The organism is Pandoraea capi, from assembly GCF_902459735.1.
In the GTDB taxonomy this organism is placed as follows: Bacteria; Pseudomonadota; Gammaproteobacteria; order Burkholderiales; family Burkholderiaceae; genus Pandoraea; species Pandoraea capi.
This window is the reverse complement of record NZ_CABPRV010000002.1, coordinates 713,139-730,053: the sequence shown is the minus strand read 5'-3', so window position 1 is coordinate 730,053 and position 16,915 is coordinate 713,139. Positions and strand designations below refer to the sequence as shown.

Genomic DNA, 16,915 nt, shown 5'->3' with positions numbered 1-16,915 from the left:
GCCGTTCGATCGTTACACGTAATCATTAGATCAGGATTCGCCCCATGTCCCGCCCATCGCCCGCCGGCACCCCCAAGGTCGGCTTCGTTTCGCTCGGCTGCCCCAAGGCCCTGGTCGACTCCGAGCAGATCCTGACCCAGTTGCGCGCCGAAGGTTACGACATCGCCGGTACCTATGACGGTGCCGATCTCGTTGTGGTCAATACCTGCGGCTTCATCGACGATGCCGTTCAGGAAAGTCTCGACGCCATCGGCGAAGCGCTCGCCGAGAACGGCAAGGTGATCGTCACCGGCTGCCTTGGCGCAAAGAAAGACGCCGCCGGTCAGGACATCGTGAGCGCCGTGCACCCGAAGGTGCTGGCCGTGACCGGTCCGCACGCCGTGGGCGAAGTGATGAGCGCGGTGCATACGCATCTGCCGAAGCCGCACGACCCGTTCACCGACCTCGTGCCGCCTGCCGGTATCAAGCTCACGCCGCGCCATTACGCCTACCTGAAGATTTCCGAAGGCTGTAACCATCGCTGCACGTTCTGCATCATCCCGTCGATGCGTGGCGATCTCGACTCGCGTCCGGTGGCGGAAGTGATGCTCGAAGCCGAGAACCTGTTCAAGGCCGGCGTGAAAGAGCTGCTCGTGATCTCGCAGGACACCAGCGCCTACGGGGTGGACGTGAAGTACCGCACTGGCTTCTGGGCCGGACGTCCGCTCAAGACCCGCATGACCGAACTGGTCACGGCGCTGGGGGAACTGGCGAAGCAGTACGGCGCGTGGGTGCGTCTGCATTACGTCTATCCGTATCCGCACGTCGACGAAATCATTCCGCTGATGGCCGAAGGGCACATCCTCCCGTATCTCGACGTGCCGCTGCAACACGCCCATCCGGACGTGCTCAAGCGCATGAAGCGCCCGGCGTCGGGCGAGAAGAACCTCGAACGCATTCAGGCGTGGCGCAAGATGTGCCCGGATCTCACGATCCGCAGCACCTTCATCGCCGGGTTCCCGGGCGAGACGGAAGCCGAGTTCGAATACCTGCTGGACTTCCTGCGTGAAGCCGAACTGGACCGCGTGGGCTGCTTCGCCTACTCGCCGGTAGAAGGCGCCCGCGCCAACGAACTGCCCGGCGCGCTGCCGGACGAAGTGCGCGAAGAACGTCGTGCCCGCTTCATGGAAGTGGCCGAGGAAATTTCCGCCGAACGCCAGCAGCGCAAGATCGGCAAGACGATTCAGGTCATCGTCGACGAAATCAATCAGGACGGCGGCATCGCCCGCTCGGCCGCCGATGCGCCGGAAATCGACGGTCTCGTGTACATCGAACCCACGCCCAAGGCGGCCAAGCGCCTCAAGGTCGGTGAGTTCGTGAATGTCGAAGTGACGGGCGCCGATGGCCACGATCTGTGGGGCGAGGTGGTCTGATGACGCAAGTGGATCGGAACGTGATGTCGACGCCGCAAGTCCTCGCGATGGGCGAGGCGATGATCGAATTCAATCAGTCGCCCACGGACGCGCGTCAGTATCTTCAGGGGTTTGGCGGCGATACGTCGAACTTTGCGATTGCCGCGCGGCGTCAGGGCGTGAGCACGGGGTTCGTGAGCGCCGTGGGTGACGATCTGTTCGGCCGCATGCTGCTCGATCTGTGGCGCGACGAGAACGTGGATACGCAATGCGTGCGTGTCGACGCGCAGGCGCCGACCGGCGTCTACTTCGTGTCGCACGACGAGAATGGGCACCACTTCGACTATCTTCGCGCCGGTTCGGCCGCAAGCCGTTACCGTGTGCAGGATGTGCCGGACGAAGCGCTCGGCGGTGCGAAATTCCTGCATCTGTCGGGCATCAGTCTGGCGATCAGCGTGAACGCTTGCGACGCCGCATTCGACGCGATGTCGAAGATTCGCGCCGCCGGCGGACAGGTGTCTTTCGATACCAATCTGCGCCTCAAGCTGTGGCCGCTGGCACGTGCGCGTGCCACGATGCGCGAGGCATTCAGCCTGACCGACGTCTGTCTGCCGAGCTGGGATGACGTGACGGCCGTCACGGGTCTCGAAGATCGCGATGCCATTCTCGACGAACTGCTCTCCCACGGTGTGAAGGTCGTGGCGCTGAAGCTGGGGCGTGAGGGCTGCTACGTGGCCACGCCGCAGGAGCGTCGTATCGTCGCACCGTACCCGGTGCAGGCGGTCGATGCCACCGGCGCCGGCGACTGCTTCGGCGGGGCGTTCGTTGCCCGTCTGGCGCTCGGCGACGATCCGTTCACGGCTGCGCGTTACGCCAACGTTTGCGCGGCGCTGTCGACGACCGGCTACGGCGCGGTCGCCCCGGTGCCATACGCCGAACAGGTGCTCCAGCAAATGGCGGCCTGATGTTTCGGGACGCGCGCTCGCGCGTCCTCCTCGCATATCTTCCCGTCTTCCTGCCGGACGGCGATCGAAACGATCGCCGTCCGCGCAAGCGTCATCATCGAAGTTTCCCTCCAATGAGCCTGCCATCGCGGTAACCCCTACGGCGCTATACTCGTTGCAAACCGATATCCACCCGGAGGAGAGACATGCAACGAGAAGTCGTGATCGTGAGCGGCGTACGTACCGCGATTGGTGATTTTGGCGGCAGCCTGAAGGATTTCGCGCCGACGCAGCTCGGCGCCATCGTCGCCCGCGAGGCCATGGCCCGTGCGAAGGTCGGCGGTGAAGAGGTCGGACACGTCGTGTTCGGCAACGTCATCCATACCGAACCCAAAGACATGTATCTGGCGCGCGTGGCCTCCATTGAGGCGGGCGTGAGCCAGCATGCCCCGGCGATGACGGTCAACCGTCTGTGTGGCTCGGGTCTGCAAGCCGTGGTGTCCGCCGCGCAATCGATCCTGCTGGGCGACACCGACGTGGCGATGGCCGGCGGCGCCGAAAGCATGAGCCGTGCGCCGTACGTGATGCCGGGCGCTCGGTGGGGCACGCGCATGGGCGAGTCGCGTCTCGTCGACATGATGCTCGGTGCGCTGCACGATCCGTTCGCCAACATCCACATGGGCGTGACGGCGGAGAACATCGCGAAGAAGTGGGGCATCACGCGTGAGGATCAGGACCGGCTGGCGGTGGAATCGCATCATCGCGCGGCGCGGGCGATGGCCGCTGGCTACTTCAACGATCAGATCGTGCCGATCACGTTGAAGTCGAAGAAGGGCGACGTGGCCTTCACGACTGACGAGCACGTGCGTGCCGATGTCAGCCTGGAAGACATGGCGAAGCTGCGGCCGGTGTTCGAGAAGGATGGCACCGTGACGGCAGGCAATGCGTCCGGTCTGAACGATGCGGCGGCGGCGCTCATTCTCATGGAGCGCGCCGAGGCCGAGCGTCGTGGCGCGAAGCCGCTCGCGCGGCTGGTGAGCTACGCGCACGCGGGCGTCGACCCGAACTACATGGGGATCGGTCCGGTGCCGGCATCGCGCAAGGCGCTGGAGCGCGCGGGCCTCAAGGTCGAGGATATCGATATCGTGGAAGCGAACGAAGCGTTCGCCGCGCAGGCGTGTGCTGTCACGCGCGACCTCGGCTTCGATCCGGCCAAGGTGAACCCGAATGGCTCCGGTATCTCGCTGGGTCACCCGATCGGCGCGACGGGCGCGCTGATCACGGTCAAGGCGCTGCATGAGTTGCAGCGTATCGGCGGTCGCTATGCGCTGGTCACCATGTGCATCGGCGGCGGTCAGGGCATTGCAGCCGTGTTCGAGCGCGTGTAAGTTACTCCCGGCGGCCGGCGTTGTTGCCGGCCCAAGTCTTTCCGGAGCCGTGATGACGCAAGACAACCGCAAGCCCCTCGACAAGCCGGAAGCCAACGGCTGGCACTGGCAAACCAATATTCTGCACACCGACACACAATTGCCGGCGGGCTTCTCCGCCATGCCGGTGCCGGTGGCACGTGCGTCGACGGTGATTTTCCCCGATCTGGCCGCCATGCGCGCGCTCGACTGGAAGAACGACAGCCAGTGGCGCTACGGCTTGCACGCGACGCCCACCTCGATGGAGTTGATGCGACGTCTCGCTGCGCTCGAAGGCGGCAAGCATTGCCTGTTGTTTCCATCGGGTCTCGCGGCCATCTCCAATGTCTACTTCGGTCTCGTCAAGCAAGGCGACGACGTTCTGATTCCCGATAACGCCTACGGCCCGAATCGCGAGCATGGCGACTGGCTCGCGGCGTCGTGGGGCATCACGGTGCGCTACTACGATCCTCTGATCGGCGATGGAATCGGTGCGCTGATCCAGCCGAATACGAAGCTGATCTGGCTCGAAGCGCCGGGTTCGGTGACGATGGAAGTGCCGGACATTCCGGCGATTGCCCGTGTGGCGCGCGAGCGTGGGGTGCTGACAGCCATCGACAATACGTACTCTGCCGGGCTCGCGTTCCGTCCGTTCGATCACGGAGTGGACATCTCCGTGCAGGCATTGACGAAGTATCAGTCGGGCGGTAGCGACATTCTGATGGGCGGCGTCGTGACCATCGAAGACGACATTCACCATCGCCTCAAGCAGGCGCGCATGCGCATGGGGGTCGGGGTGTCGGCCGACGATTGCAGTCTGGTGCTGCGCAGCCTGCCGAACATGCAGTTGCGCTTCGAGGCCCATGACCGTGCGGCGATGACGCTGGCGACCTGGCTGGGCACGCGCCATGAGATCGCGGCGGTGCTGCACCCGGCGTTCGAAGATTGCCCCGGGTATCAGTATTTCCGGCGCGACTTCACGGGCGCTGGCGGTCTGTTCTCGGTGGTGTTTGACGAGCGCTACACGCAGGCACAGATCGACGCCTTCATCGAAGCACTGCGTCTGTTCAAGATCGGTTTCAGTTGGGGCGGGGCGCAGAGCCTCGTGGTGCCGTATCGTGTGCCTTCGATGCGCACCGAGACGCCATGGCCGCACAAGGGCGTGCTCGTGCGCTTCTACGTGGGCCTCGAAGACGTGCGCGATCTGCAAGCCGATATCGAAGCCAGCCTGAAGGCGCATCTCGGCGGCTGATCTCCACTCGTCGGTCAACCTGCACCGGCCAAACTACGTCGATCAAGCTACGTCGGCCATGCCGTGATCCGGCTGCGGCATCACGGCACCACGGTGTCGCGGCCTCGTTCGCCGAGGCCGCTCGCCACGCGGCGGCGTGCATGTCGCCTGATGCCCTCGGCTCAGGCCCGGAACAGCGACAGCAGTCCGTCCAGCCCGACGTAGTTGAAGGCGACGGACGCCTTCTCCCGCACCACCGGCTTTGCCCGGAACGCGACCGACAGGCCCGCGATGGACATCATCTGAAGATCGTTCGATCCGTCACCCATGACGATCGCCTGCGCGGGCGTCGCGCCGAACTGCGCGGCGACTTCGGTTACCGTGCGCGCCTTCACTTCTGCATTGACGATCTCCCCGAGCACGCGCCCGGTCAGCTTGCCGTCGACGATTTCCAGCGTATTCGCGCGCGTGACGTCGAGGTTCAGACGCGCCTTGAGGCGATCCGTGAAGAACGTGAATCCGCCTGACACCAACAGCGTGCGGATGCCCAGCGACTGAACGCCGCGCAGCATCGTCTCGGCGCCCTGCGAGAGTTGCAGGCGCTCCTCGAAGACCTTCTCCAGTGCACCGGCATCGAGCCCCTTGAGCAGGGCGACGCGGCGCGTAAGGCTTTCGTTGAAATCTTTGATTTCGCCACGCATGGCGGCTTCGGTGATGGCGGAAACTTCCGCTTTCAGGCCGCAGTAATCCGCGATTTCGTCGATGCACTCGATCGTGATGAGCGTCGAGTCCATGTCCATGGCCACGAGCCTGAAATCGGACAGACGGCGCTCGCTGTCGACGATGGCGACATCGACGCCGTACTGCTGAGAAAGCGCGCCGATGGCGCTTCGCAACGCGGGCGAGTCGATGACATCACGCACGCGCGCAACGCCGCGAGCCGTCTCGATCGTGGCGTTCGGGGCCAGGGCCTGAATGGCCGCTTGCGGCGCCGGCTCAGCCATGTCTGCCGAAGGCGTTGCTGTGCCCGAATCGGGACCGGTGGGGACATGAGGTCCCAATATGACGAGGTCGTGAGCCATCTGGAAAGGTAAATAAGCGACTGCGCAAATGCCGCGCGTCAACTGCCCGATTGACGGGCGCCGCGTGCGAATGGAACCGCATTTTACAGGGTTGCGAACCCGGCAGCCGCATTCCCATTGCCCTTGATTTGAGCGAAAAGTGAACTCGACGGTGTTGACGTCGGCGCGAGTATCTGCCTGCAGGGAGCTGATACCTACCGTTTTCAGCAGGAGGACACATGCAGATCGCTTCGCATCAAGGGCCATTGGCGCTCGTATGGCCATCGAGCCAAACCGCAATCTCATCCCAAAAGCCGTATCGGAAACATGAATCCGAGTCCGCGCTCGTCGACTCGCCGCCGATGGCCGGGGCCGGCCGTGACGCGCAGATCGAAGGCACATGGCAAGCCGCAGAGGTACACGAGCAGGCGTCGAAAATCCTCGCGACGTTGGACTGGCGAGCGAGGGTCGTGCACGCGTTGGTCTGCACGCCGGATGCCACTTGGGGGCATGTGTCGTCAGCGCTGGCATTTCACTTGCTCGATCACGAGGGTACGCAGCACACGGTGGCTCAGGGCGGGGTGGGCCTGATGATGAGCTGGCTTGCCGAAGTGCGGGGCATGCCGCCACAGGAGGCACTGGCGCGGGCCCAAGCCGGGCCGGTCGAGCTGATCCACAACGGACAACGCTTCGGCATCAGCCGACAGGGTCGTCACGCATGGACGAGGAAGTCGATGCCCTGCCACGGTCTCTGGCACGCGCTGACGGCGTGCGCCGAGGCTCGAGAGATGACGGATGTCGACATTGGAAGCCCGTCGACGTGGCGCTTGCTCATGTCACGACTGGTGCTGTCGGATCCTGCACTCGCCGTCGCGGCGTGGCAGGCGCAACTGGTGGGCGATGCGCCTGAGTTCAGCGGGCGGCCGCCGAGCCCATTGCGGGAGATCGGGCGTGTGTGCGGGAAGCTTCTCGCGACCGGCGCCGTGCTGGGCGCGGCGGTCGGATTCGGATGCGGTGCATTGCTTCCCGGCGGGGCGACCCAGACCGATGGCATATGGCCGGGGAACGTTGAAACCGGTCTCGCGACGGCAGACGATTCGTCGGCTTCCCCATACGCGACATTGACGGCGTACGCTCCCTTGGCCGCCGCCATCGCAGCAGGCGCGCTGGAATTGGCCGCCACGGTTTGCACGTATGCGGCGTTACCCGGTGCCGAAAGGTCGACCGCGTTCCAACGGGCGCAATATCTGAGCGCATTTCCGCGCTTGTTGCCGTCATTGTCGGCGTCCGAGTTGCGACAGTTGGTTCTGCGACTCGGCCCGCAGTTTGCGCAACTCGATGTGCGCGATGTCGCGTCGGCCGTGCAGCGTTGCCTCTATGCCAACGTGCGAAATCCCCCCATCGGCAAGCGCATTGCAAGCCTGGACGTCGACGCCCTGTATCGCGCAGTCCGGGCGCGCGAGCGACATGGGTTTCGCTTCAAGCCGTCGGGGGCTGCTGAAGCTCTGGAAGCGGCGATCCAGATGGCATACGCCATGGACATTTTGACGCCGTGGGAGAACACCATCCGCGAGGCACGAGCGTTTCGTCGCAGCGAGCGATGGGCGCAATGGTGCGAAACGCAGGACGCATCAGCGCAGGCGAGTGCGCCGCGTCGTCTCGCCGCGACGCCGTTCGAGCCACCGCCGTTGCAGCGCCAGACCGTGTCCGTCAACCGGACCTTCGTGATGCGTTCAGACGATCTGCCGCTGCCCGATCTGATCCCCCCCGAGCGACGCGACATGCTTCGCGACATTGTCGAGCAACGCGTGGTCGTTGGCCCAGACGCCATGTCGGCTATGGCACTGAACCCGGTGGCGTTCATGTCGCCCGTCGCGGCGACATCCGCCGCCCCCGGCCTGCCGGAGCAGGACGAACTGCTCCCGAGCACGGTGCGAGTCGCTTCGACGTCGGTCGCCACCACGGTGGCGACGGGCAAGGTCAGGTATGTGCTGGGGGGAACGCTCATCGGGATGCTCACGGCGTTTGGTCTTTCGAGTCTTCGGCGTCTCTGGCGAGATCCCGAAACGGAAATATCCGAGGCGGATACGCCGGTTGCCTTGCCGCTCAAACTCAGACCGATGCATCACGCCAAGCCGGCGCCCGTCATCGAAGTGCCTTCGCCTGACAAGACGTTGAACGTGATGCCGAAGGGCGAATCCCTAACGCTCGATCATATGCTTCACATCATTGAGGCGACCGAGATCGGGCGGTTGCGGACCCTCTCGATGGACGGGTACGCGGGGCGGGCGCAAGCGCACCTTTGTCTTCAAATGGAGACCGTATTGAACCGGCTGCCGGGGCCGACACAGCGCGACGGGCAGGGCGCCCACGCTGCCCCAGGCACACCGACGATGCCATGGGGCGGCGAGGTTGAAGTGGCCTTCAAGTTCTGGGGGCGTTCGCCCGAACCCAGCCGCTTCACGATGGGATGGGGCAAGACGGTGTCGCAGACGTTCACTCTGTTCGACGTGGCGTTGGGGCATCACTTCCTGCGCGAGTTCAAAACCCCCTCGGGGATCAGCGAAATCGTGTCGATGAAGGCCGTCAACCCGGACCATGCCGCCATGCTGACACGCGTCGACGACGACCTGTTTCGCGATGCCTTGAGCACACATCTGGCGGACGAGCTCCAGCGTCAGCGCAACAATCCGCTGCTGATCGACGACTACGAAAGGTATGTGCGCGGCGTGTACATGGGCGTACTCGTCAACGCGACGACCGATGCCTGGGAGCGTCAGACGCCCCCGGGCAGCCGCGTGAGCAGCGTCCACCATCCATGGCATCCGGCACGCGCAGGGCAGGCAAAGAGACGGAAGTTCCGGGTCGGCTACGGCGCGGTTCGTCTGCTAGCTTACGAAGGCGCGATCGTGCCGGATCTGGTTTGCGTCACGCAGCCTGCCGGCAGTGCGGTGCTGCTGATTTCGATCGCGCATGCGATGGCCTTTCACTGGAGCCCGGAAGCCGAATCGACCGATGCATTCCAGCGATTCATCGAATGCCATCTGTCGAAAACGCAGCGCCGCCATCTGGAGCGCTACTTGGGGTGGAGTCCACTCAGGTTTCGGATCGATCCCGTCGTGCTGACCAACCGGCCGTGTCAGGCGTCGCGGACCGACAGGGGCGGGTCGTCGTCCAGACAGTCGCCGCCAAACGCGATGACGACGTCATACAGCCGGGTATCGTTCGATCCGCTGCTTTCCTTCGTGTCGTGTCCGTCGCCGGAGCGAGAGCTTTGGTTCGCCAAGGTCGCGCGGGCAGACAGCGATCGGGAACTGATGATCATCAACAACGCCAGACGTGAAGCGTTTCAGGTGAGCAGCATGCGGCAGAAGGTGCTCGATTCGTTGAAGTTCACCGGCCCTGCCACCGCGATGGCGTTTGGCGGCACGGGCCGCGCCGGAGCGGTCATGACACTGGCCTGTGAACTCGACCCCCACGGGGCGAACTATGCAACACTCGCTGAGCGCGCACAGCGGGCGGACATGGACGAACTGATGCGAATTCAGCGAGAGATGTCGGTGTCGGCCTCCATGTCGTCGTTGTTTCGCAACCCGAACCTGCAACCCATCGACGCCGTCACGGAGTGGACGCTCGAAAATCTCGACAACATGCGTGAAATCTCACGCTCGATCGACACCTTTATGGCGACGTGGCCCGAGGTCAGCCAGCGGCGCCGGATATTTTTTGATGCGTTCACCTCGCCCCGCACCGGTGCAAGTGCAAACGCGTCACCGCTCACGCGACCGGTGTGGGTGGAATTGAGCGCCCTCAGGTCGCGGCATGGCTTGCGCACCGACGGCGCAGCGACACGGTTGCTTGGTGCCGAAGACAATCGGTTCGATGCGCTTCTGGGACACAACGCTGCGCAAGTGCTTTCCATGGATCAGTTGTCCAAAATACCGCAGGGCTACTGCATCGCGTTGGCATTGGCCGACGACACGATAGGCTTCGCCGGTGTGACGAGTGGCGATCGCGCGGTTTTCGGGGCATCCGGCAATGGTCATGAGGCGCCCTCGGGTGCCTACGCCATCGATCGGTTCGACATGGCCCGATTCACGTTTGCGGCCGACGGGCAGTGTCGCTTTGAAGATCGACACGGAAAGCTGTACGTCGAATCGCTCACGGACCGGATGCCGGTCTGGTCGGAGACTGCGAAGAAGGCGGCCAGGCGGCTTCAGTCGTTGCTGCGGACCACGATTTCGACCTCGACCGCGTTCCCCTTGGTCTCGCACGATGCGTCGAATTCGATCTCAAGCGGTTGGTTCAAGCCGCAGCCCAACGCCGAGCATCTGGCGTCGTCGAAGCCCCGGACGAAGCGCGCGAACGATCGCTGGGAGACGTTCGTGGACACTTGGTACTTGCAGGCGGGCCGGATGAGCGCTCGCGGCGGGTTTCACGGCCAGCCGTCGAACGCGAAGTCGGGGCCGTCGACCACGACGGTGCCACCACCGCGCGTCGGCGAGTTGCTCAGTCAAGCGGTGAGCGTCCCCCGGATGTCCGCACAGGAGATCGTCTCGCATTGGAATACCCAGCCGGTCAAGAATGCTTTCACGCGGTTCATCGGGCGCGTCACACGGGGGCTGGTGCTCTGGCACCTGCCGCAAATGTCCCCGGCACATGGGGAATTGATGCTGGACGCCCTGAAAAGAACGGCGTCATTCAGGGCGGTGACGGTCGACGACGAATGCGTGCCGGGGGTCGTGGGGCTCGGCAATGCGCGGTGCCGTGTGTTGCTGTCGCTGACCTCGGGCGAGGTGGTTGCGCTTGGCGCAACGGACGGACCGGACCTGGCGAACGTAGCGAGCGACGGGACCACCGACGCATCGTCTACGACGTTGCGCACGTTTCTCGCCCCCCATATGAACGTCGCCGGGCATGCCCTGCGTGTCGCGTTCGGGCGATCGCTCAGTGAGGGAGACGTTGCCCCGATCGTCGACGGGCTTCGCGATCGGGTGAGTGAAGCGACGTTGCGCAATCAGATGCTGGACACGGGCATCGTCGACCTTGTACGGCATGTGGCTCTGACGTTGCCGACGACGGACGCACAAACGCTGCGCGCGACCCTCGGAGACGCGAACGCCGAAGGCGCGAGTCCGAGCGAGGAGGCGATCTATCTGAACGAGGCGGTGGATGGCCCGCAAACGTCGCCCGGTCTTGGCTGGGCCTACGACATCGGCACAGCGATCCGAGAGTTCTCCGACGACATCTTCCCTCGGTCGTCCACAGGCGAGGCGCTGAGTGACGCTACGACGTTCGCGCGAGCGTTCGTCGAACGGATCCGGCAGTGCCGCGTCCAGCAGCGTGTGAGCCGCGATATGGCCAGTCTGGTCGAATCAGGAGGCGACAATCCGGACTTTGCTACGGCCATGCTCGGTGCCGGCGTCGAACTGGCGGATGGGCGATTCGGTGCGGCGATGGCCGTACTCCGACAGCAGGTGCCCGGGCGTCCCGGCCTGTGCATGCGACAACCGGTGGCGCCACAACTTATCGCGTTGCGCGGCCCTCAGGCGCTTGCCGGGGTGCCTCGCGGCTATCGGATATTGAGTCGGCCTGCAACGGCTGGACGCATCAACACCGGGCCTCAAAACGACGGGATCTACGGCAACGGGGCTTACGACGATATGCTCAGCCTCGGCAACGGACGTATCGTCGAAGTTCGGACGATGCCGACGTCTGGGGTTGCGCGCTTTCGTCTCACATCCGTCGACACGACGCGCGACGACAGCGGATTCCACTGGTCCGATGCGCAAGGGGTATGGCATTGCCACGGCGTCGATGTCGAGCTCTGGATGCAGAGCGACACCCCGGGCATCTACGCTGAGCCAGCCGCACCGACACTGAACGCCGGCAGGATCAGCGCCACGCAATGCGAGAGCGCGCTGCATGCGCATGCAGCGGTGACGGCGTTGCAGCCCGAACGGGTCGGATCACGCGACCTGAAGATCGACGACCGGCTGGCGCTCATGATCGAGGCCGTGGCGACGACGTTCGACACCTACGGGGTGACCGAGCTTCGGTATCGGCTGATTTTGGCGTGGTCGTCGCCCGACCAGTACCGTCCGCGATTGTCCTTGGCCGTGACAGGAAAGGCCCCGGCGTCATGGGTCGCCTCGGGCGACGTCGAGCGCGTGATCGCCGATTTCTTTACACGGCAAACGCTTCGCGGTGCGTTGCTGGCATCAAACGCCGGTCGCATCATGAGCGAAGTCGACTGGCAGGATCAGCACACGCTTCACGGGGCGAACCAGTGCATCAAATACATCGACTTCGCATCGCTGAACGACGCCCTCGAGACGGCTTGGGGATATACCGCGCTTCCCGGGGCATTGGCGGGTGATTTCCGGCCCGAGGGGGTAATGCTCCGCATGCCTGAATGGCGTAGTGCAGGCGAGTGAGGCGCGTTGACAAGCAGGTGCTGGCCCAAGGGGATCGTCGGAACGCCTCGCTCGTCGCCGCGCGCGATTGCCACGATTGGCACGAGTCAGCCGGTAATTCGGCGGGCATGGCTCGGGGGCAGGGCATCGAACTTGTGCCAGACGCGTCGCAGGTGGCGGCTCGACCCGAAGCCGGCGCGCTGCGCGATGTGTTCCAGATCGAGGTGGCTATTGCCCAGCATCTCGCGCGCGAGGGCGATACGCAGCCGGTGCAGGTAATCGATGGGGGCAACGCCGGCATGTTCGCGAAACAGGCGCGTCACGTGCCGCTCGCTCGTGCAGGCGATGTCCGCCATCGCGGACAGCGTCCAGTCTTGCGCCGGGTCGGCGGCAATGGCGTCCTGCACGCGGTGCAGGGCGGGATGCAGGTGATTGCGCCCTTCGAGCCACGGAGAGAGTTGCGGGTCGGCCCCGGCGCGTCGTGCGTAGACGACCATCTGGCGCGCCACTGCCGCAGCGCATAGTGGGCTGGTGGCGTCGGCGATGAGCGTGAGCATCAGATCGAGGCCGGTCGTCACACCGGCGCTGGTCCACACGTTGCCGTCGCGCACGTACAGCCGGTTGTCGGCCACGCGAGCGCCGGGCGCGAGCGAGCGCAGTTCGTCGCAACTGCCGTGATGCGTGGTGCAGGTCAGCGTGTCGAGCAGCCCCGCTCGGGCTGCGAGCAGGGCTCCCGTACAGATGCAGGCGAGTTGATGCGTCGGACGCACGATGCGCCGAAGCCACGCGATGGCGCACGCATCGGCGTCATGATGCTCGTCGGAAGGTGCCGGATGGACGGCGCTGTCCGACGGCGGCAGCGGCAGCGGTTTCTCGACGGTGCCTGTTACGACCACCCAGGCGTCGTCGGGCACGGTGTCGGGCAACACGTCGAGCGGTGACAGGCGCAAGCCGATCGACGTGGCGACCGAGGGCTGCGTGCCGACGTAATGCAGCACGAAGCGCACGTCGTCCTGCTGATGATTCGCGATGCGCAACGCTTCGGCCGGGGCTGCGACGTCGAGCAGCAGCGTGTTCGGCATGACCAGCAGGTAGACAGGTTGAAGTCTTGGCATCGCAGGCAAACAGTCAGGACGGATTCGGACGGACGGCAACAGTGCGACGTTACACCGCCGCGAGCGCTTCCTCAACCGTCACGATGCGAGCGAAACGGTCGACCAGTACCGTTTCCGTGCGCTCCTTGAGTTCGGCGGTGGACAGCTCGCGACCGGTGCGCGGGTGCTGCATCGGGAACGTGAGCGTGGCTTCCGTCACGAAGTCGACGTCGTAGCCGGCGTCCGAGGCCGCGCGCGTCGTGGTCTCGCAGCACTGTTCCGTGCGGATGCCGGAGACGATCAGGCGCGTAATCCCATGCTCTACCAGCCAGGCGCCGAGGGTCGAACCCGCCAGCGCGCTGTGCTTGACCTTGTCCACCGTGAAGACCGGGTCGAGGCGCAGTTCTTCGAGCGTACGCACGAAGCCGGAATCGCGCGAGAACACCCCGCCATCGATGTGAAACACCTGCACCACGGGCACGCCGCGAGCGACGGCGCCGTCGATCAGCGCCTGCTGACGGTCGAAATAGACCGCCAGATCATCTTCGCGCCAGTACGGGCGTTGACGGAACGATTCTTGGGCGTCGATGACGAGCAGGGCGGTGCGCGACGTTTGGGCTTGCGAATTTTGCGACATGAGATGACTCCGTGGAGTGAGTGACGATGGTGACATCGTACGGGCACGGGCGCCATCCCGATAGTCTAGTGGACGACCAGAATGGGACGGATTCAGACATGTATCCGAAGCGATCGCCGGCACGCTCGCCGCGCCGTCGTCTTCGGCTGTGCGTGTTCCCAAACGGCGGATTCTGAGCGATATCTTGCGGCGATGACGCAATCGGGCACGTGAAGATGGGGCGTTCCTGTGACGTCAAGGACAGATGCGTGGAAATCAGATCGCTGAGTTGGGTGAGCGCCGAGCCGCAGTTGGTAGCGCAACCGCACGTGTCGGAGTCAAGTGTGCTCGAATCATTCGCGAGGGAGGGTGAGAGGCTCTCGTCAGCCCTCTCCGGTTTGGGCTGGCAGGCTCAAATCGTGTACCGCAACCTCATGCCTTCAGGTGAGTGAGGACCTGTGGCGGCGCTCACCTGTGCGCTGTTGAGCATCGATGGCGATGCGGCTGCCGATCAGGGCCTTACGACCGGCGCGAGGCGACGCAATTGATCCAGTACCCGGCGTGGGACAGCGCGCCGGCCCCCGGATGGCATCCGAATCGCCGGACTGCCCGGCGTCATTCGATCTAGCGGTTCTTAGAGGCTGGCGCGCGTGCCGGTATTCGCCGCTTGTGCGCGTTGGTAAAGCGCGGCCGCCAATGCCACGTCCTGAGCGCCCATGCCGAGCGATTTGAAGAGCGTGACGGCCTCGGCGTCGGTCCGCCCCGAATGGGTGCGGATCACCAGTTCACCGAGTTCCGCGAGCAGATCCTCCGGGCCGATGCGGCCCTCGGCAGCGGCGGCCAGATAATCGCCCGATTCGTTGACGGTCGACTCCCGGCGGTCGACGAACAGTTGCGCGCGCGCCATGAGCATCGTGTCCGCTTCGCGATGGCGCGGCGTGCTGCTGCCGACCAGATTTACGTGCGTGCCGGGCGCAATCCATTCGGCGCGCAGTACCGGGTCGGTCGAATTCGTCACCGTGACCACGATGTCGGCATCGCACACCGCCGCTTCCACGCTTGGGGCCGCTTCGAGGCGGAACGCGTAGTTGGGTTGTTCCTTGTCGACAAAAGCTTGCGCCGTGGCAAGCGATCGACTGGCGACGCGAACGTGCTGGAGCGGCCGCGCCGCCGCGAGCGCCGCGAGGTGCCAGTGCGCCTGATGGCCAGCGCCGACGAGCGCGAGTCGCGAGGCATCGTGACGGGCGAGCAGGCGTGTCGCGAGCCCCGTGACGGCCGCCGTGCGAATGCCGGTGATCTCCGCGGCGTTCATCACGGCGAGCAGTTCGCCCGTCTCGCCGCTCATCAGCAGCACGCATCCCTGATGCGGGTCTTTGCCGAGCGTGCTGTTACCCGGGAAGAATGTGCCGACCTTTGCCCCGTAGACGGGCATTGCCCCGGCGCCGCTGCCGAGAAACGCGGGCATCATCCCCAGCAGTCCCTTGGCGCCGAGCGCCTCCGGCGGGCGGATGATCTGACGTAGCGGCAGGTGAATCTGCTCACGTGCGAGGGCGCCGAACATGTCGGACATCACGGAAACCGCATCGGCGACGGGCATCAGCGCGGCGATCTGGGTGGCGTCGAGCAGCAGGACGGGCGGCGAGAAAGCGGAGGTGGACATGCGAAATCCTGGATCGTCAGCCGTTGGCTTCGGCGGCAAGGGCCGCTTCGATGTGACGGTTGAACGTTGCCGTGTCGGTATTCGTCCCGCACAGCAGCACGCCCACGCGTTTGCCCATGAGCTTGTCGCGCAGCGGGCCCATCAGCGCTGCGGTTGCCGCAGCACATGCCGGTTCCACGGCCAGCTTCAACTGACGGAACAGCGTGAGCATGCCGGCGCGCATCTGATCGTCCGTGACGGTCACCAGTTCGTCGATATGACGGCGGCACAGGGTGTAGCCGTACAGCTCGGTATGCGGGGCCATCAGGCTATCGGCAATGCCTGTCATCGGGCCCATCTTGATCGGGCCGCCTTGCGCGAAGCTCTGCGCCATGGCGTCGGCGCCGGCCGGCTCCACGCCGTACACCTTCACATGCGGGGCAAACAGTTTGATTGCAGTGGCCACGCCGGCGATCAGTCCACCACCGCCGATGGGCACGATCACCGCATCGAGATTCGGGGCTTGTTGCATCCATTCGTAACCGAGCGTGGCGGTGCCGAGAATCGTGCGATAGCCGTTGAACGGATGCACGAAATAGCGGCCTTCCTCCTGTTCCACCCGCTTGACGATATCGAACGCCTCGTGGACGTTCTCCGCCAGAATCAGGTCCGCGCCGTACTCACGGCACAGCGACGAACGCGCCGGGCTGGCGGTCTTGAGCATGACCGTCTTGGCACCGACGCCCATGGCTTGTGCCGCGTAGGCGACGGCCACTGCATGGTTGCCGGCGGACACGCACGTGACACCCGCCTTGCGTTGGGCGTCGTCGAGCGAGAGCAGGTTCGAGAACGCGCCGCGGGCCTTGAACGTGCCCGACGCCTGCAGCAACTCGTACTTGAACGTTATCTCGGTGTTGCCGAGCGTGGGGAAGTCGTGGCGCGTGAAGACCGGGGTCTGGCGCGCGTAGGGCTTGAGCGTCTCATGCAGCGCGGCGATGGCGTCTTTCGTCGGAACCGGTTGGCCGTCGATGGTCTCGGCGTGCAGCTCGGGGGTCGATTGCGTCACTTGGACTGTGTCTCCGTAATTTGGCAAATGCGTGGCAATTGTGAGGCGAAT

Annotated in this window: 10 protein-coding genes; 5 read left to right on the top strand and 5 right to left on the bottom strand. The window is 64.7% G+C overall.

The annotated features are described in order from the left end of the window. Positions 1-44 precede the first annotated feature (44 nt). The 4 genes from rimO to PCA20602_RS06560 all read left to right on the top strand — a co-directional run bounded on the left by rimO (position 45) and on the right by PCA20602_RS06560 (position 4,993). On the top strand, positions 45-1,412 hold the full coding sequence (rimO, locus tag PCA20602_RS06575; protein ID WP_150720495.1) for a 30S ribosomal protein S12 methylthiotransferase RimO: 1,368 nt from the start codon (positions 45-47) through the stop codon (positions 1,410-1,412). Continuing rightward, complete coding sequence (locus tag PCA20602_RS06570) at positions 1,412-2,356, top strand: sugar kinase (protein ID WP_425495641.1); 945 nt, start codon at positions 1,412-1,414, stop codon at positions 2,354-2,356. Before rimO ends, PCA20602_RS06570 begins: the two co-directional genes overlap by 1 nt. Positions 2,357-2,541: 185 nt before the next feature. Next, a complete protein-coding gene (gene bktB / locus PCA20602_RS06565; RefSeq protein ID WP_150720494.1) occupies positions 2,542-3,723 on the top strand; it encodes a beta-ketothiolase BktB in 1,182 nt (393 codons plus the stop codon). A 52-nt stretch (positions 3,724-3,775) separates the two neighbouring features. Beyond that, positions 3,776-4,993, top strand: a complete 1,218-nt coding sequence (locus PCA20602_RS06560; RefSeq protein ID WP_150720493.1) for a cystathionine beta-lyase — start codon at positions 3,776-3,778, stop codon at positions 4,991-4,993. Between the two features lie 161 nt (positions 4,994-5,154). Here the strand turns inward: PCA20602_RS06560 and serB are convergent, their stop codons facing one another. Then, a complete protein-coding gene (gene serB, locus PCA20602_RS06555; RefSeq protein ID WP_150720586.1) occupies positions 5,155-5,976 on the bottom strand; it encodes a phosphoserine phosphatase SerB in 822 nt (273 codons plus the stop codon). A 419-nt stretch (positions 5,977-6,395) separates the two neighbouring features. Between serB and PCA20602_RS06550 the strand changes: the two genes are divergently transcribed. Next, positions 6,396-12,470 carry a hypothetical protein gene (locus PCA20602_RS06550; RefSeq protein WP_150720492.1) on the top strand — a complete coding sequence of 2,025 codons (6,075 nt, stop codon included), beginning with the start codon at positions 6,396-6,398 and terminating at the stop codon, positions 12,468-12,470. An 86-nt stretch (positions 12,471-12,556) separates the two neighbouring features. Here the strand turns inward: PCA20602_RS06550 and PCA20602_RS06545 are convergent, their stop codons facing one another. The 4 genes from PCA20602_RS06545 to PCA20602_RS06530 all read right to left on the bottom strand — a co-directional run bounded on the left by PCA20602_RS06545 (position 12,557) and on the right by PCA20602_RS06530 (position 16,864). Beyond that, a complete protein-coding gene (locus PCA20602_RS06545; protein ID WP_150720491.1) occupies positions 12,557-13,564 on the bottom strand; it encodes a GlxA family transcriptional regulator in 1,008 nt (335 codons plus the stop codon). A 49-nt stretch (positions 13,565-13,613) separates the two neighbouring features. After that, entirely contained in the window at positions 13,614-14,180 is a 567-nt protein-coding gene (locus PCA20602_RS06540) for a cysteine hydrolase family protein (protein WP_150720490.1), read from the bottom strand. A gap of 613 nt (positions 14,181-14,793) precedes the next feature. After that, entirely contained in the window at positions 14,794-15,819 is a 1,026-nt protein-coding gene (locus PCA20602_RS06535; protein WP_150720489.1) for an ornithine cyclodeaminase family protein, read from the bottom strand. Positions 15,820-15,835: 16 nt separating this feature from the next. Further along, a complete protein-coding gene (locus tag PCA20602_RS06530; RefSeq protein WP_150720488.1) occupies positions 15,836-16,864 on the bottom strand; it encodes a threonine/serine dehydratase family protein in 1,029 nt (342 codons plus the stop codon). Positions 16,865-16,915: the final 51 nt, after the last annotated feature.